This is a genomic window from Collinsella sp. AF02-46-1 (assembly GCF_003465825.1).
GTDB lineage: Bacteria > Actinomycetota > Coriobacteriia > Coriobacteriales > Coriobacteriaceae > Collinsella.
This window is the reverse complement of sequence record NZ_QSBV01000011.1, coordinates 61499-77713: the sequence shown is the minus strand read 5'-3', so window position 1 is coordinate 77713 and position 16215 is coordinate 61499. Positions and strand designations below refer to the sequence as shown.

The 16215-nt window shown below is 58.2% G+C and carries 12 protein-coding genes; 5 read left to right on the top strand and 7 right to left on the bottom strand.

Annotated elements, in window-relative coordinates; genetic code table 11:
* Positions 1–362: 362 nt before the first annotated feature.
* The 3 genes from DWV20_RS06005 to DWV20_RS05995 are packed head-to-tail and all read left to right on the top strand — an operon-like array spanning position 363 to position 5034.
* Positions 363–812: a MarR family winged helix-turn-helix transcriptional regulator gene (locus DWV20_RS06005; RefSeq protein WP_117637026.1), complete on the top strand. Its 450-nt coding sequence runs from the start codon at positions 363–365 to the stop codon at positions 810–812.
* Positions 809–3178 carry an ABC transporter ATP-binding protein gene (locus DWV20_RS06000; RefSeq protein WP_118256608.1) on the top strand — a complete coding sequence of 790 codons (2370 nt, stop codon included), beginning with the start codon at positions 809–811 and terminating at the stop codon, positions 3176–3178. Before DWV20_RS06005 ends, DWV20_RS06000 begins: the two co-directional genes overlap by 4 nt.
* Positions 3178–5034, top strand: a complete 1857-nt coding sequence (locus tag DWV20_RS05995) for an ABC transporter ATP-binding protein (protein WP_118256607.1) — start codon at positions 3178–3180, stop codon at positions 5032–5034. The genes DWV20_RS06000 and DWV20_RS05995 overlap by 1 nt, the downstream gene beginning before the upstream one ends.
* A 646-nt stretch (positions 5035–5680) precedes the next feature.
* Here the strand turns inward: DWV20_RS05995 and DWV20_RS05990 are convergent.
* Positions 5681–6712: a 3-deoxy-7-phosphoheptulonate synthase gene (locus tag DWV20_RS05990; protein WP_118256606.1), complete on the bottom strand. Its 1032-nt coding sequence runs from the start codon at positions 6710–6712 to the stop codon at positions 5681–5683.
* Between the two features lie 350 nt (positions 6713–7062).
* On the opposite strand from DWV20_RS05990, the gene DWV20_RS05985 reads away from it, so the two are divergent.
* Complete coding sequence (locus DWV20_RS05985; protein WP_089572363.1) at positions 7063–7713, top strand: GNAT family N-acetyltransferase; 651 nt, start codon at positions 7063–7065, stop codon at positions 7711–7713.
* A 374-nt stretch (positions 7714–8087) separates the two neighbouring features.
* Here the strand turns inward: DWV20_RS05985 and DWV20_RS05980 are convergent, their stop codons facing one another.
* From DWV20_RS05980 to DWV20_RS05965, 4 genes are all read right to left on the bottom strand, one after another.
* Positions 8088–9257 carry an ATP-binding protein gene (locus DWV20_RS05980; protein ID WP_199408734.1) on the bottom strand — a complete coding sequence of 390 codons (1170 nt, stop codon included), beginning with the start codon at positions 9255–9257 and terminating at the stop codon, positions 8088–8090.
* 251 nt (positions 9258–9508) lie between these two features.
* Positions 9509–10885 (bottom strand): MATE family efflux transporter, encoded by a 1377-nt coding sequence (locus tag DWV20_RS05975; RefSeq protein ID WP_089572364.1) that lies wholly within the window; start codon positions 10883–10885, stop codon positions 9509–9511.
* Between the two features lie 96 nt (positions 10886–10981).
* Positions 10982–12610 (bottom strand): amidohydrolase, encoded by a 1629-nt coding sequence (locus DWV20_RS05970; protein WP_158550994.1) that lies wholly within the window; start codon positions 12608–12610, stop codon positions 10982–10984.
* A 315-nt stretch (positions 12611–12925) separates the two neighbouring features.
* A complete protein-coding gene (locus tag DWV20_RS05965) occupies positions 12926–13918 on the bottom strand; it encodes a helix-turn-helix transcriptional regulator (protein ID WP_118256605.1) in 993 nt (330 codons plus the stop codon).
* Between the two features lie 128 nt (positions 13919–14046).
* Between DWV20_RS05965 and DWV20_RS05960 the strand changes: the two genes are divergently transcribed.
* Positions 14047–14238, top strand: a complete 192-nt coding sequence (locus tag DWV20_RS05960) for a hypothetical protein (protein WP_118226925.1) — start codon at positions 14047–14049, stop codon at positions 14236–14238.
* A 36-nt stretch (positions 14239–14274) separates the two neighbouring features.
* On the opposite strand, the gene DWV20_RS05955 is transcribed toward DWV20_RS05960, so the two are convergent.
* Positions 14275–15684 (bottom strand): APC family permease, encoded by a 1410-nt coding sequence (locus DWV20_RS05955; protein WP_118256604.1) that lies wholly within the window; start codon positions 15682–15684, stop codon positions 14275–14277.
* Complete coding sequence (locus tag DWV20_RS09850; protein WP_117637033.1) at positions 15674–15856, bottom strand: hypothetical protein; 183 nt, start codon at positions 15854–15856, stop codon at positions 15674–15676. Before DWV20_RS09850 ends, DWV20_RS05955 begins: the two co-directional genes overlap by 11 nt.
* Positions 15857–16215: the final 359 nt, after the last annotated feature.

Genomic DNA, 16215 nt, shown 5'->3' with positions numbered 1-16215 from the left:
CATAGCCACCCCCTTCATCAGGGCTGTTATATGTTCCTTTTTTTGTGTCATTAGAGCGTTTTCAACAAATCCGCAGGAAACGCGCCCGCCATCATCTACCGTTCACCGAATTATTTGATATTTCCCCTTGCCTTTATACGTCCTTCACTCTAGCTGTTATGCCAGCTTTAGCAGGGTAAAGTGCCCACCGATAGATTTTTGGGACATGCCTAGAAATCTACTTTTTCGCCGCGACGGAGGCGGTGGCATGAAATGCCCACGAAGGTAGATTTCTAGGCATGTCCCAAAAATCTACTGTATGAGGTGTGCATACAGGGGTATCATCTTTCACCAAAAATAGTTTCTAGTGTTAGGGGTTTTCGGTGGAAGATACCGATTTCCATGAGCTTGGGCGTCAGCTCTTAACTGAGTTTGGCAGCATGCATCATCGCATTTCACGCTCTGCGGACAAAGCTCTCGGCGGCGAGATGGCTGTCATGCGCGCCCTCATGCTCGCTGGCGGTTCGCTCACGCCGAGCGAACTCGCAAATCGCGCCTGGGTCTCGAGTGCCCGCATCGCCAATATCTTACGCACTCTCGAAGCCAAGGGCTGGGTCGAGCGCGAGCACTCAAAGACCGACCGTCGTCGTGTACACGTCACGATGACCGATAAGGGATTCCAGAATCTCGAAATCAAACGTCGGGAATTCGAGGAGCGCACCGCGGCCTTCCTCGAGCAGCTCGGCGAAACAGATACCCAAGAGATGGTGCGCCTTCTAAGGCGTTTCAACGAAATTATCGACCGCAATCAAGAAAGGAGAGATGCCGAGTGAGGATTCTCAAGCTCTTTAAAAAGCATGTCCTGGCACTGTTCACAGCTATCGTACTTATCGTAATCAGCTGCAACGCCGATCTGGCACTGCCTACCTACATGAGCGACATCGTCGACGTGGGCGTACAGCAAGGCGGCATCGCCTCGCCCGTGCCCGACACCATTCGTGCCGAATCACTCGATGACCTTGAGCTCTTTATGAGCACCAAGGACGCCAAAGCTGTGGAGGCCGTGTTTAGCAAGGCTGACAAAAAAGGCATTCGAACGTACAAGGGCACCGAGGAAGAGCGTGCCGATGGCGGCAAGATTGCCGACATTATGAGCCTGCCCGAGACCGTCGTCCTTTCTCTCAACCAGGGCATCGACGCCAGCTCCATGGGCGACATGACCGGCGCATCCACCGAGGCAAGCAATGGCGGCGGCGCCCAGGCCATGCCCACCCCCGAGCAGATGGCGGCAATGACGCCCGAGCAGCTCGCCGAGATGCAGCAGAAGGCCACAGCGGCGCAAAACATGCAAAAGCAGATTGATGCCGACGGCGGCAAGATCACCATGAAGAGCCTGCGTCTGGGCGTTGAAGGTGGCTTGATCGACCAGGGCAAGCTCGTCGAAGGCGCCAACGAAATGGCGGACAAAATGGGCTCCATGTCGGGCTCTATCGTCACGCAGCGCGCCGTGACCTACGTGCAGGACGAGTACAAGGCGCAGGGCATCGACCCCGCCGACGTGCAGAACGCCTACCTGAGCCGCATGGCGACCACGATGTTTGGCCTGTGCCTGATCTCGCTGGTCGCCACCATCCTGACCGGCGCTGTGGCGTCGCGCACCGCCTGCTCCATCGCCCGCGACCTGCGCCGCGAGACCTTCAACAAGGTCATGCACTTCTCGCCGGCCGAGGTGGGCAAGTTTAGCCAGGCCTCGCTCATCACCCGCTGCACCAACGACATTCAGCAGATCCAGATGGCAGCGACTCTGTTCATTCGCATGTGCCTCATGGCGCCCGTCATGGGTATCGTCGCGGTCATGCGCGTCCTGGCCAACCACACCGGCCTGGAGTGGACCATCGCCGTGGCCATCATCGCGGTCTCGGCCGTCGTCGGCGTGCTCATGGGCCTTACCATGCCCAAGTTCAAAAAGATGCAGAGCTTTGTGGACCGCGTGAACCTCACCGCCCGCGAGCTGCTCGACGGCCTTATGCCCATCCGCTCGTTCAACCGCGAGGAGCATGAGCTCGAGCGTTTTGACAAGGCATCGCTCGACCTGATGACCACACAGCTCTACACCAACCGAGCTATGAGCTTTATGATGCCGCTCATGATGCTCGTCATGAACTGCATCACCGTGCTTATCGTCTGGTTTGGCGCGCAGGGTGTGTCCGACGGCGTGATGCAGGTCGGCAACATGATGGCGTTTATCTCCTATACCATGCAGATCGTCATGGCGTTTATGATCCTCACCATGGTTTCGGTTATCCTGCCCCGTGCCGAGGTCGCAGCCGAGCGCGTGGAAGAGGTCATCACTTGCCCCACGAGCATCAACGACCCCGCCTCGCCCAAACTGCCCGCGGCCAGCGCGCCGCACGGTGAGCTCACTTTCCGCGACGTGAGCTTCCAATACCCCGACGCTCGCGCCGATGTCATCAGCGGCGTGAACTTCACCACGCACGCCGGCCAGATGCTCGGCATCATTGGCTCCACGGGCTCGGGCAAGTCCACGCTCGTGCAGCTGATTCCGCGCTTATACGACGTCACGGGCGGCAGCATTTCGCTCGACGGCATCGACGTGCGCGACATGACCCTTTCCGAGCTGCGCCGCCGCATTGGTTACATCCCGCAGCAGGGTCGCCTGTTCTCGGGCACCGTCGAGAGCAACCTCAAATTTGCCGGCGACATGGTGAGCGATGATGACATGCGCCAGGCGGCACGCATCGCACAGGCCGAGGACTTTATCGCCGAGCGCGAGGGCGGCTACGACTCCCCCATCAGCCAGGGCGGCTCCAATGTCTCGGGCGGCCAGCGCCAGCGCCTGGCCATCGCCCGCGCGTTGGCCAAAAAGCCTGAGGTCGTGGTGTTCGATGACTCGTTTAGCGCCCTCGACTACAAGACCGACGCGCGCCTGCGCGAGGAGCTGGCCAAAAACGTCACCGACGCCGCACTCGTGGTCGTGGCCCAGCGCATCGCGACCATCATGCACGCCGACCAGATCATCGTGCTCGACGACGGTCACGTAGTGGGCACCGGCACGCACGAGGAGCTGCTGCACGGCTGCCCGGCGTACCTGGAGATTGCACAGTCGCAGCTTTCCGCCGAGGAGCTGGGGCTTACCCAAGAAGAAATTGCAGCCGTCATGGAAGGAGGCGAGCGCTAATGGCAGACGAGACCAAGACTCAGATTCCCAAGCCCACCCGCCAGCGTGGTCCCATGGGCCGCATGGGTGGCATGCGCCGTGGCGAAAAGGCCAAGGACTTTAAGGGCACCATGAGGCAGCTGCTCGGCTATATCGGCCAGCACAAGATTGCCGTGTTTGCCGCCGTCGCCTTTGCCGTGTGCTCGGTCATCTTTAACATTGTGGGGCCCAAGGTGCTTGGCCAGGTTACGACTAAGCTGTTCGAGGGCTTGGTTGCCAAGGTCAACGGCACCGGCGATGTCGACTTTGCCTGGATCGCCAAGACGCTCGGCTTTTTGCTCTGTCTGTATCTGGCGAGCTCTGCCTGCAGCCTGATCCAAGGCTGGCTCATGACCGGCGTCACGCAAAAGATTTGTTATCGCATGCGCAAGGAGATCGCCGCCAAGATCGCTGTCGTGCCGATGAGCTACTTCAACGGCCACAGCAAGGGCGACGTGCTCAGCCGCATCACCAACGATGTCGACACGCTGGGTCAGTCACTCAACCAGAGCGTGACGCAACTCATCACATCGGTGACGCAGATTATCGGCGTGCTCGTCATGATGCTGTCGATCAGTCTGCCGCTCACCGGCGTCACCGTGCTCACGCTGCCGGCAGCCGCGATTATCCTGACCGTGATGATTCACTTCTCGCAGCCGTACTTCCGCGAGCAGCAGCAGGTCCTGGGCGCCGTCAACGGCATCATCGAGGAGGACTTTGCCGGCCAGAACGTCATTCAGGTGTTCGACCGCGCCGAGGCCTCGATCGAGGAGTTCGACAAAGAGAACGACCGCCTCTTTATGAGCGGTTGGCGCTCTCAGTTCCTGTCGGGCCTGATGATGCCGCTTATGAGTCTGGTGGGCAACATGGGCTACGTGGGCGTCGTCGTGGTGGGCGCGCAGCTCGCGCTGACCGGCAATGCCACACCCGGCGACATCCAGAGCTTTATCCAGTACGTTCGCAACTTTACGCAACCCGTGCAGCAGCTGGGCAACGTGAGCAACACGATGCAGTCGATGGCCGCTGCCACCGAGCGCGTCTTTGAGTTCCTCGCCGCGCCCGAGGAGGAGCAGAAGGCCGACGCGCAGATTCCCGAGAAGCGCCCCGGCCACGTGGAGTTCGACCATGTCAAGTTTGGCTACACGCCCGACAAGACCATCATCCACGACTTTAGCTGCGAGGCGCAGCCCGGCCAAACCATTGCCATCGTCGGCCCCACCGGCGCCGGCAAGACCACGCTCATTAAGCTGCTGCAGCGCTTTTACGACGTGGACGGCGGTTCGCTGCGCGTCGAAGGCGTCGACGTGCGCGACTGGGACCGCGCGGCGCTGCGCGGCGAGTTTGCCATGGTGCTGCAGGACACCTGGCTGTTTAACGGCACCATCCGCGAGAACATCCGCTACGGACGCCCCGATGCGACCGACGCCGAGGTCGAGGCCGCCGCACGCGCCGCACGCTGCGACCACTTTATCCATACGCTCGCCGGCGGGTACGATTTTATGATCAACGAGGAGGGCACTAACCTGTCGCAGGGTCAGCGCCAGCTCGTGACCATCGCCCGCGCCATTTTGGCCGACCGTCCGGCGCTGATTTTGGACGAGGCGACTTCCAACGTCGATACCCGTACCGAAGAGCTTATTCAGCGCGCCATGGATGCGCTGATGCAGGGCCGCACGAGCTTTGTCATCGCGCATCGCCTGTCCACGATCCGCAACGCCGACGTGATCTTGGTGATTCGCGACGGCGACATCGTCGAGAAGGGCACGCACGACGAGCTGCTCGCCCAAGGCGGCTTCTACGCCGACCTGTACAATTCGCAGTTCGACGAAGCGGCGTAAATTCTGCCGCAGGGAACGAATAACGCCCGAGAACGGGGGCGCAGGACAGCCTGCGCCCCCGTTTTTTGTTCTGCGGCCCTCGAACCGCCTCCCCTGGGACCTGATTGACGCCCTCCCTCAAGGCCCCGTGGACAAAAAATGGCAAATATGAGTACTGTCACCTTTTTAGTAACAGCCAAAACTGCCCCAAACGACCTCATTGCGGCCTAGATATGCCTTCAAATTGATCAAAATGCCCGGTAGCATGCTTCTGTGTGCCAACGTTAATGAACATATTTACTGTTGTGTCTATTATCTTGTAAGATCGATATGATACTACGCTAGCAACAGTACTCATATTTGCCATTTTTTGTCCACAGGACTTAGAGAACGCCAAAAAATCTAGCAATGCCAGCGAGCAAACCGCGTCAGCCGATGCAAGGAGTGTCCCCAAGTGCCGGCAGATAAGGAACGTCCCTAACTGCCAGGTTTGAAAGGTAGTCATTGGGGACGTTCTTAAACGACTAGTCAAACAAGAACGTCCCCAACGACTACTCATTTAAGTATGTCCCCAATGAGTGCCCAATGAGTGCCCCTGGAGCAAGACAACGCCGCAGGTAGAGGGCGGACAGCGAGCGCCGTTACGCGGGTTGGTAAACCCGCGTAACTAAATACGTTCCGCGATCTCGTGAATGAGGTAGTCGGTCTTTTCCCAGCCCAGGCACGGATCGGTGATCGACTTGCCAAAGACGCCGCCGTCGACCGGCTGGTTGCCGTCCTCAAGGTAGGACTCGATCATAAAGCCCTTGACCAGCTTGGAGATGGATTCGTTGCGGCGGCAGCTGTCGAGCACTTCCTTGCAAATGCGATACTGCTCCAGCGGACGCTTGCCCGAGTTGTCATGGTTGCAGTCGATAACCGCTGCCGGGTTGGCGTAACCGGCGTGCTCGGTGTAGCGCTCGGCCAGACGCTCCAGGTGCTCGTAGTGGTAATTGGGGTAGGTACGACCGTCGAGGCCGATGTAGCCGCGCATGACGGCATGCGCGAGCGGGTTGCCGTCGCACTCGACCTCCCAGTTGCGGAAGATAAAGCTCTGATGCGCCTGGGCGGCGTAGATGGAATTGAGCATGACGGTGGTGGAACCGGCAGTGGGGTTCTTCATACCCACCGGCACCGAAATGCCACTCGACACCAGGCGATGCTCCTGGTTTTCGACCGAGCGCGCACCCACGGCGACGTAGCTCAACAGGTCGACGAGGTACTGGTAGTTGGACGGGTAGAGCATCTCGTCGGCAGTGAAGAAGCCAGTCTCCTCGATGACGCGCAGGTGCATGTGGCGGATGGCCTTAACGCCCTCGAGCAGGTCATCGGGCGCCTCGGGGTCGGGGTTGTGCAGCAGGCCCTTGTAGCCAGTGCCCTTAGTACGCGGCTTGTTGGTGTAGACGCGCGGAATGATGATGAGCTTGTCCTTGACCTCCTCGACGGTTTTGGCCAGGCGGTTCATGTACTCGAGGACCGAGTCCTCGCGGTCGGCAGAGCACGGTCCGATGATGAGCACCTTGCGCGCGTCCTCGCCGGTAAAGACCTTGGCGACCTCGGCGTCGAATGCCTGCTTCTTAGCGGTAAGCTCGGCGGAAAGCGGCATTTCCTCGCGGATCTCCATGGGGATCGGCAGCCTGCGTTTAAATTCCATGGCCATGCGGGGCCTCCTCAATCAATTGATGGCAACGAGAACATTGTCGAATGCTCGGCATTATCCGCTGTCGCACGCTAAAGTGCAAGCACAACCAGCCAAAAAGGGAATGGATAACGAGCGAGGATTTTCGGGCGCTTCCAACGAGAGTGGATAATCTCCCGTTTTTGACCTATGTTCGCGCTAAAAGTGGGAGATTATCCACTCTCGTCGAGCAAGCGTCCGAAAATCCTCGCTCGTGGCCCCTTTTCCTCCGTCCCCGAGAGATCGAAGCTCGTCTACCGAATGGTTGATGCGGCAGCGGTGCGCCCATGTCACACTCAGAGGTGGCCTGACCCACCTTGGAAGGAGCCTCCATGAGCCTTGACAACGTAACCCTGCGCGCCGCCACGCTCGACGACCTGGCTGGCATCGCCGCCATCTACAACCAGCTGTGGTGCAACACGCTGCGCAACCGCGGCGACGTCGAAGCTGCCGATTTCTGCGCGCGCTTCAACATTGCCATGCAGCTGCAGCGCTCCCCCATCGCGCTCGTCGCCGAGGCAGAGGGCCGCATTATCGCCGCCTGCTGCATCGGTATCTTCGAGGACGGCAAGCCGCGTACCAACCCCACGTGGGTACCCTGCTACGACGAGATGTTCGCCCAGGCAACCGAGATGGCAAAGACCGCCGATGCCAAACTCGAGGGCTCGCTCTTTGGCGACAGTCGCGAAAAGGCCACGGCCGATCGCTTTGCCGCCACGGGCGACGAGTATGCCCAGGGCCAGCTCAACCTGATCATCATTGTGCCCGAGTGGCAGGGCAAGGGACTCGGCCGCGAGCTCATCGACCTTGCGCGCGCCGAACTCGCCAAAGCCGGGTGCACCAAGTTCTTCCTGATGAGCGACTGCAACTCTGACTGGCAGTTCTACGAGCACCTCAACATGAAACGCATCCTGGAGGATCACAGCCAAGACACCGGCGACGGCTTTATCGTCTACATGTACGGAGGCGACACGCAGGATTAGCCTGAGTGCCGCCTCATGGGCTTTCTCCAAAACAGCCCAAACCAATCAGCCGCGCCAAAAGGGACATGCCAAAAAGGGACAGGTTTATTTTGGCAGGTTTTATCTGGGCAAACGCCAACCGCCGTGAGGAGAGCTGCTTGCCCTTGCGGCGGCCTTCTCGCCGAAAAACCAAGTGAGTAGACCTTTTGCAGGAGGCCGAGCACACTCCAAAACGCCACAGCTCTGACCTGCGGTTTTATTTAGCGTTTGTCGCGGTGTGCTCGACAGATCCAAAAAAGCCTACTCACTTGCATCTGAGGCGCACCGGATCGGCAAAAAACCGCCGCGAAAGGGGTCCGATCCTCTTCGCGGCAGTTGTTAATACGCCGAACTTGTTATCGCAAAAGCCAATCACGCGCCGAGACCACGCTACAGTCTTTCGACTCATACGTTGAATCCACGCGGGCCACAACATAGCGCGCATCTTTTGCAATGTCGATCTCATCGCATACAGCCTGTAAATGGCGGGCGTACTTATCGTGATACGTTCTGGATGATTTTATTTCGATAGCCTTGGGACTCCCTGAGTTTGTGCAGTCGAGCAAATCGATTTCTCGCTTGCCGTCGTCCCTATAGAAATACAACTCGGGATTCTCGCCCACGTTGAGATGGCTCTTCGCCGTTTCGGAAACGATGAGGTTTTCGAAAACTGCCCCCAGATAAGAGCTCTCCAAAAGTTGCTCCAGTGATCCAATTTTGAGCAAGTAGCAGAGCAGCCCCGTGTCGTAAAAATAAAGCTTGGGCGTTTTAGTCAAACGTTTCCTGGCATTTGCATAATAGGGCTGCAGTGAAAACGTCAGGTAGCTCTGCTCCAGGATAGACAACCAGCTTTTAATGGTCGATACGTTCACACCCGTATCTCGAGAAAGCGAAGATATATTAATGAGAGCACCGGCGCTCTGGGCAATTATGGACAGAAACTTATGAAACTCCGCTTTATTGCGCACGTCAAGCAAGCCCACAACATCGCGCTCAACATAGGTATCAATATAGCTGGGGAAATAAACCGAGGACGGCATTCCGGCGGAACGCAGGCGAGGGTATCCCCCTTCGAGCGCAAACAAATCCACTTCCAACTGCCCCTGCTGGCCCCTCTCCGCTTCTCGAAACGAAAATGGCAGCAATTTTAAGATCCCGACTCGCCCGGCAAGAGACTGGCCGATGCTTTTCATCATCAAAAAGTTTTGCGATCCCGTAAGGATGTATTGACCGGCGTCTCCCCGCTCATCCGAAACAACCTGAATCATCGAGAACAAATCCGGGGCGTATTGCGCCTCGTCGATGATGAGTCCGCCCTTTCGGTTGCGGATAAAACTCACCGGATCCTCCAAGGCCGCGCGCCTCGTTTGGGGGTCCTCAAGCGTAACATAGGAATAGTCGGGAAAGGCATGCCGAACCAGCGTAGACTTACCGCTCTGCCTAGGCCCCGTCAACGACACAACAGGAAACCAACCCGCCATGCGAATGAGCAACTCATGCAAATCCCTGTTAATGTACTCGGCCATATCAACGCCCCTTATAACGCTGTTACCATAATCGTATAGTATCATTTGCCATAATCTTGCAGTAGCGTTTTCCATAATCTTGTAGTAGTGTTTTCCACAATCTTTTAGTAGCCCAGTTCAAAAACGTTATTTATAGAGCCGAAATCTCAGACCCTAAATAACAATAGCCACCACAATGGGAACTGTCCCCATTGTGGTGGCTTGCAGGCGAGTTGACTTATTCGACTATCGCGGGCCGGCCGTGTCCGAGTCTAGAGCGTGGCAAGTCGCTTGGATTCGCGGACGGCGAGGGCGATGGAGATAAGACCAGTGATGGCGTCAGCCGCCACCAAGGCAAACCAGACACCCTGAACGCCCATCATGTTGCCAAGCAGGTACATAAGCGGCACGGAGCAGATCACGTAGCGGAGCAGACCGGTGAACGTGGCGATACCCACCTTCTCAACCGCCTGGAAGTACATCGACATGGTCATGGCAAGATAGCCCAGGGCCACGGCCAGGATAACGATGCGCGTGGCGTTGGCGGCAACCTCGACGAGCGCCGGGTCGCTACCAGCAAAAAAGGCGCAGACCGGCGTTGCGGCCACCCATAGCACAGCAGACACCGCAGCAAGCGTCACGACCTGGTACTTAAGCGTGCAGGAGAGCGTTTCCTTGAGGCGCGCCCACGCCTTGGCGCCGGCGTTGAAGGCGGCAATGGGCTGCAGGCCGTACGAGAAGCACTGGGCGACCATCATGGTAATGTAGAGGATGTAGCCGTTGATCACACCAAAGGCCGCGATGTAGAGCGAACCCATGTCGCCGCCGAGCTGGCCAAGCAACGAGTTGGCAACGGTGTTGAAGATGAACGTGGCAGCTTGCACCAAAAAGAACGGGAAACCAATCTTGATGATCTGGCCGCAGATGGCCATGTCGAGTTTGAGGTCGGCGGCGCTGATCTGGAGCTGCGACTTCTTACCGCCGATGAACCAGAAGATACCGATGGCCCAGATACCGATGGAAAGACCGTAGTACACGCCAGCTCCCATAACGCCAAGCTTGAGCACAAACGTGGAAAGCGCAAGCCAGCAGATAGCGACGATGGCAGACACGGTCATGAGGTTGGCCTGGATCTGAACCTTCTCGTCCACACGCATGACGGCGGTGACCATCTGACCAATGACCGTGAGCGGCAGCAGCACGGAGAAGGTGCGCACGCCGGCAACGGTATCGGCCATGATGTCGGGCGTGGCGCCGAAGAATGCGCAGATGGGCTCGGTAAACACAGCCATCACCACAGCAAGCAGCACACTCACAATCGTGGTAAGCCAAAAACCCTGGCTAAACGCCTTGCTGGCGCCCTTAATGTCGCCGGCACCCAAAAGGTTGCCCACCACGGCGGGCACGCCGGTGCCAAACAGGTTGCCAAAGGCCAGGTTAATGTACTCGACCGACATGATGATCGAAACACAGGCCAGGCCGTGTGCACCCAGGCCCCAACCCATCACGAGGCCCTCAAGGACCACCATGATAATCTGGGCGAGCATACCCTGGCCGGTGATGATGGTGTACTTGCGCACCAGGCCGGGAATCGGCTGCGAGGCAAGCTCACGCTCCTCCTCAACAGCGGCGGTCGTTTCTTCTGCCATTGTTCTCCCCTTTCCATGAGAGATTGATGAATGGATGCATGAATGGATGGGCGGCACGCACAGGCTGCGGCACCGCCTAGCGATGCAGCAGCCCCGCTAGGCCTCGTAGACCACCTTGCCGGCAATCATCGTGAGAGACGCCGTGGCCTCGAGGACCTCAGCCGGTTCGCAGTCAAAGAGGTTACGGTCGAGCACACAGATATCAGCCTGTTTGCCGCATGCGAGCGTACCGATGCGATCCTCGGCATGCATGGCGTAGGCGCTGCCGTAGGTGTAGGCGCGCAGGGCCTCGGCCATGGTGATGCGCTCCTGCGGGAACCACCCTTCTGGGTTGGAGCCGTCCTCGAGCATGCGGAAGACCGCGCCGTACACCTCCTCCATGGGCTCCAAGCCCACAACGGGGAAGTCACTGCCCAGGTGCACCACGGCACCGCTGGCAAGCAGGCTATGCAGGGGCCACGAAAGCGCAGCACGCTCGGGGCCCACGGCATCGTCCTTGGCAAGGTCAGCCATATCGAGCAGCATGTGCCACGGCTGCATACCAGGGCATATACCCAGCTCGGCATAGCGCGGCAGATCCTCGGGCTGAACCGTCTCGTTGTGCTCCATGGAGTGGCGGCAACCCCGCTTACCATGCAAGCGCTCGCCCTCCTCAAAGCAATCAAGCACAAAACGCACCGAGCGATCGCCGATCGTATGGACGCGCGTGTCAACGCCCCATTCCTGCGCCCTGACAATGGCGGCACGGATGCGCTCTGGATCCTCCGCGGGCTCACCGCAGGTATCGGGCGCGTTGGAATAGGGTTCAAGCATCCAAGCGGTGTGGTCGGAGCACACGCCATCAAGAAACTGCTTAAAGCCGTGCCACTCGACCTGCGTACCCGAGAAGGCGTATTTCTCCTTGATCTGCTCGAGCGTTAAGGACTCGTTTTCGAACAGATCGGTGTACAGGAACACGCGCAGTGGCAAGTCGCCCTTGGCATTAAGACCTGCCAACACCGCATACGGGTTTTCCATGCTCACAAACGTAGGATTGACCATGCCGACCGTAGTGATTCCCAGGGCATTGGCGCGCCGGGCGGTTTTTGCAAACGACGCGTCAACAACCTCGGGCGCTGGGTCGTAGACCTCGTCCATAAAGAAGACGCCGGCGTTGTTGGAAAACACGCCCGTCAGATTGCCCTCGGCATCCTTAAGGATCTTGCCGCCTGCGGGATCGGGCGTCTGCGAAGTTACTCCCACCTTGTTGATGGCGCAGGTATTGGCACTAAAGGTATGCAGGTCAACCTGCTGCAGAAAGACCGGGCGGTCCGAGATGTACTCATCGATCATCGCGGCTGTGGGCATCTCGGGGACATCCCACTGGAACTGGATAATCTGGCAGCCCAGAATCCACTCGTTATCGGGATGGTCGGCCGCAAACGCCACGACACGTTCCATCGCCATCTCAAAACTGGTGCAGTCGATGAGGTTGACGGCAAAATCGGGGTCGGTCATAAACGCGCCCTGGGCAAAATGCGTGTGCGAGTCGATCAGGCCGGGCATGACGAGCTGGTCGCCAAAGTCGCGCACCTCGGTATCGGGACCGATAAACGGTGCCAGGTGAGCATCGTCACCGCAGGCAACAATCTTATCACCGCGCACGGCAACGCCGCCCTTAAACGGCTCGAGCCCATCGCCGGTAAAGACGGCGTTGCTCTTGATAACTACATCAGCCTTGTCCATGTGAGCCTCCTCAGGCATCTTTGGTTGCAACGCGGACGCACCGCCCGCGTGGGCACTCGGTTGGGAGCGTAGCGCTCCCGCATCGGCGCGTGCCTACAAGCCGTGCTCGGACGTCTGTCCCACGTCCGCGGCTTCGCGCTACACCCATTGATACACAGGGGCAAATCCGTGCCAAGGCCAGGGATCGCAAACGGTCAGTTTAAGCAGGTTTACACGCTTTACCTGCAGGTTTATTGTCTGAGATTATTACCGCGTCATTACGCCCAACGGCGTGCCCGCCCACACGGCAAGACCCGCATGCAAGGAAGAATAGGACTAGGAACGCCAAAAGGCATCTATGAGGTCATCTCGGTTGGAGACACCGCTTTTAACGTAGATGCGATGCAAGTGCGCCTTGACAGTGCCAGGGCTGATGACCAACTCGCTGGCGATGTTTTGGGCGTCGTTGCCCTTCAGCACCAGCGTGAGCACCTCCTGCTCGCGCCGCGACAGCTTATGGGCATCGGCATAGATCACAACGCGTGATGCTAGATCGTCCCCAGAGCGTGCGCTCTCGGCCGCCACGTCCTCATCGGCACGCGGATGACGGGCATACACGCGCAGGATATGGCTAAACTGGCAAAAGAGTTGGACCGCGCATGCCATGAGCAGCACGTTTTCGGAGATATTGCGCTCGGACAGATACCACAAAAAGAGGCTGATGACGGGGTTTTGAGAGTCGGGGCGACAGAGCAAAATCATGTAGGTGTCCTCGGCGATTACGCAAAACGCAAGAACGAGTGCCACCTTCCAAAAGAGCTTTGAGCGGTCGAGGTCGAGTTTCTCAACACGCGTGGCCCTGTGCCGGTAATGCCAGGCGGCATAGGCAAGACATCCTACATTGCCCAGGTCACGCGTGAGCCAAAAGAGATACTGCTGCATCTCTCCGGCAGCACCGCTGCGAGGCACCAGCACCAATTGCAAGATTGAAAACGGCACGATAGCAAGTCCGAGCATGCGCGACGTCGCCCTTTTGCGCAAGCGCGCAAACATCCACAGTACCACGCAGGCATAGATGGCAATACCGAGCACGCAGCGCAGCAAGGGGTGCTGCAACGGCTCGCTAAAGGTAACAGCGTAGTCGTATTTGAGCCGATTGTACTCGTCAAAAAAAATGACCGACATATCGAGCATGTAGAGCAAAAAGCCCGCCGCGGCCACCAGGCTGTCGCGACGGCGCGTCATGAGCCAAACCACCAATGCCACGGCACTGGTCACCAGAGCCACACCCATGATAATCGTGGTGTAGATATAGAACGCGAAACTCATGCCCGCCTCCCCTGTCTAGATGCCGTGAGGATGTTGACAGATTCTTTGCCGCAAGATTAGACTCACCGATTAAACGTACTGTATCGTTTAGATAAACAAGCTGTGTCTCACCGATGAAAGGAGATGCCATGGCGCCTATCGCACCGCTCAAAATACTCGTTGCTCCTGCCGCCAAGGCCATCGTCCACCTGAGCGACTCACTTACCTACAATGACGTCCCCTGTGTCGTCGAAGAGCGTTCGGACAGCTGCCCCTATCTGGGCCACGTCCCCTTCTTTGCGCCTAAGCTCGTTTCCGATCCCGAGCACCGCGAACAGTAATCCAAGATGCACCAAGCGCTGCGCAACTCGCGGCGCTTACTGTTTTGGTGCAAAGTAACCTGACCCCCGTGCACCAACGCCGGGATTGTCGACGCTTCGGCCGCGGCGCGATATGAGGCGCGAAACCTCGCCCAATAACAGGCCAATCACTACGCCCGCGAGAATCGGCAACTTTGCCATCTCGGCAGGTGAGCTGTTGAGCGGCACAATCGTAGCAACAATCGAAAGCACGAGCTCCACCACGGGAATCGCAAGCGCCACCGCGAGCACCTTGCCCTCGAAAGGCGCACGGAACACACGCGAGCGATTATCGTGCTTGCGCAGACGCCAAAACGCTGGGAACATGGGGATATAGCTCATGAGCAGAAAGACGACGTTCATCGAGAAGAAGACCCAAAAGACGTCGGAACCCTCACCCAGCGGAATCTGGAGCAGCAGCACCAGACTGGCAAAACAGCCGTTAATGAGCGCCGAGCCGTTGGGCATGCCGGTCTTTTTGGACACCAACGCAAAGGGACGCGGCATGTTGCCATGGCGCGCGGCATAGCTCGCTACGTTGTTGACGCCAAAGCTCCAGCAGATCATATTGGCGAACAGCGTCACCAAAAAGGCCACGCCCACGACCATCGTCAGCGGGTGGGTGCGCCCCACCATGGCGGCGACTGCGTCCACAATGCCCGAATCGAGTGAAAGATGCTCGGTGGGAACCGCGGCTCCAATGCCAATGCCACAGATGATGTAGATCACCGCAATGGCCACGCCACCGGCAATAACCGCCTTGGGGATATCACGCGACGGGTTCTTCATCGTGCTGGCAAAGGTCGCGACCACTTCGAAGCCCATAAAGTTGAACAGGATAATCGATAGGTACGTCAACGAATTGGTGTCGCCCAGATCTGGAATGAAGGTCTTAAACGACATGTCGTTGGCAAAGCCGTTATTGCAGGCAAACCAAATGCCGACGATTCCCACCACAGCGGTAATGAGCACCTTGATGACGGCGCCGCCGTCCATGACCCAATCTGCCTCGGCCACCGGCTGCATTGCCATGACCGTGACGCCCCACACAAAGACAATCTCGATGGCGATTCGGATCCCGAGTGAAAACTCGATACCCCACACCGCATTAATGACACTGGGGAACATGCAGGCGATACTTGCCACCCACAGCGGAAAGTTAACCCAGTAGCACCAAGAGCAACGGGCGCCCCAACGGTCGCCCAGGCCCAAGCGAACCCAATCGTACAGGCCGCCCTCGGAATCAAACGCCGTACCCAGCTCGGCCACCACCAGACCATAGGGAAGCAAAAACGTAATGATAAGGAAGATCCACCAGAAGAACTGCACGTTGCCCATGGCAGATGCCGGAGCCGCCGCCTCGATGGTAAACACGACGCAGATAACCGAAAGGATGACCTCGATCAGGGAGAACTTTTTACCTGCCATGGCGCGCTCCCCCTACAGCAAAAAGGATGGCATCTGTACCGAAGGCGCAGCCCAAGGTAGGGTTGCAGGCCGCGTCACCGGTGCAGGTGCCATCCCAGAGAGAGGAGAGGATGCATTTGTTGGACCAACGCTCGCGGAACAGGCGCGTGTAGATAACGATACGCTGGTACATAGATACTCCGATCAAAACGGCCGCGTTCACGACCGATAACTTTCGGCAATTGAAGACGCGTCTGACCTGGGAAATTCAAGCGAACAATTGGCCTAACCCGCAAAAAATCCCAGGCCAGACGCGTACTCAATCAAAGAAAAGGGCACTCCGAAGTGGAGGCAACGGAGTGCCCAAAGAAAAACCCAGCCGACCAAGACATCGAATAAACCGACCATCAATGCCCCGAGATGGTCCGATTCACCGACCGTCCGATTGATCGGCTGGGTTCCCGAAGCATCACGGCTCAGGAAGCCAGACGATTAAGCGTCTGCGTGATTGGCTGGGTTTCCGAGGTGCGGCAGATTGCCCTGAAAGAGGAG

What these genes read in the sequence shown, in the direction of transcription:
- DWV20_RS05970 (WP_158550994.1), bottom strand. Translation starts at nt 12,610, where the DNA reads ATGGACAAGGCTGATGTAGTTATCAAGAGCAACGCCGTCTTTACCGGC.
- DWV20_RS09850 (WP_117637033.1), bottom strand. Translation starts at nt 15,856, where the DNA reads ATGTACCAGCGTATCGTTATCTACACGCGCCTGTTCCGCGAGCGTTGG.
- DWV20_RS05955 (WP_118256604.1), bottom strand. Translation starts at nt 15,684, where the DNA reads ATGGCAGGTAAAAAGTTCTCCCTGATCGAGGTCATCCTTTCGGTTATC.
- DWV20_RS05960 (WP_118226925.1), top strand. Translation starts at nt 14,047, where the DNA reads ATGGCGCCTATCGCACCGCTCAAAATACTCGTTGCTCCTGCCGCCAAG.
- DWV20_RS05980 (WP_199408734.1), bottom strand. Translation starts at nt 9,257, where the DNA reads ATGGCCGAGTACATTAACAGGGATTTGCATGAGTTGCTCATTCGCATG.
- DWV20_RS05990 (WP_118256606.1), bottom strand. Translation starts at nt 6,712, where the DNA reads ATGGCCATGGAATTTAAACGCAGGCTGCCGATCCCCATGGAGATCCGC.
- DWV20_RS05995 (WP_118256607.1), top strand. Translation starts at nt 3,178, where the DNA reads ATGGCAGACGAGACCAAGACTCAGATTCCCAAGCCCACCCGCCAGCGT.
- DWV20_RS05965 (WP_118256605.1), bottom strand. Translation starts at nt 13,918, where the DNA reads ATGAGTTTCGCGTTCTATATCTACACCACGATTATCATGGGTGTGGCT.
- DWV20_RS05985 (WP_089572363.1), top strand. Translation starts at nt 7,063, where the DNA reads ATGAGCCTTGACAACGTAACCCTGCGCGCCGCCACGCTCGACGACCTG.
- DWV20_RS05975 (WP_089572364.1), bottom strand. Translation starts at nt 10,885, where the DNA reads ATGGCAGAAGAAACGACCGCCGCTGTTGAGGAGGAGCGTGAGCTTGCC.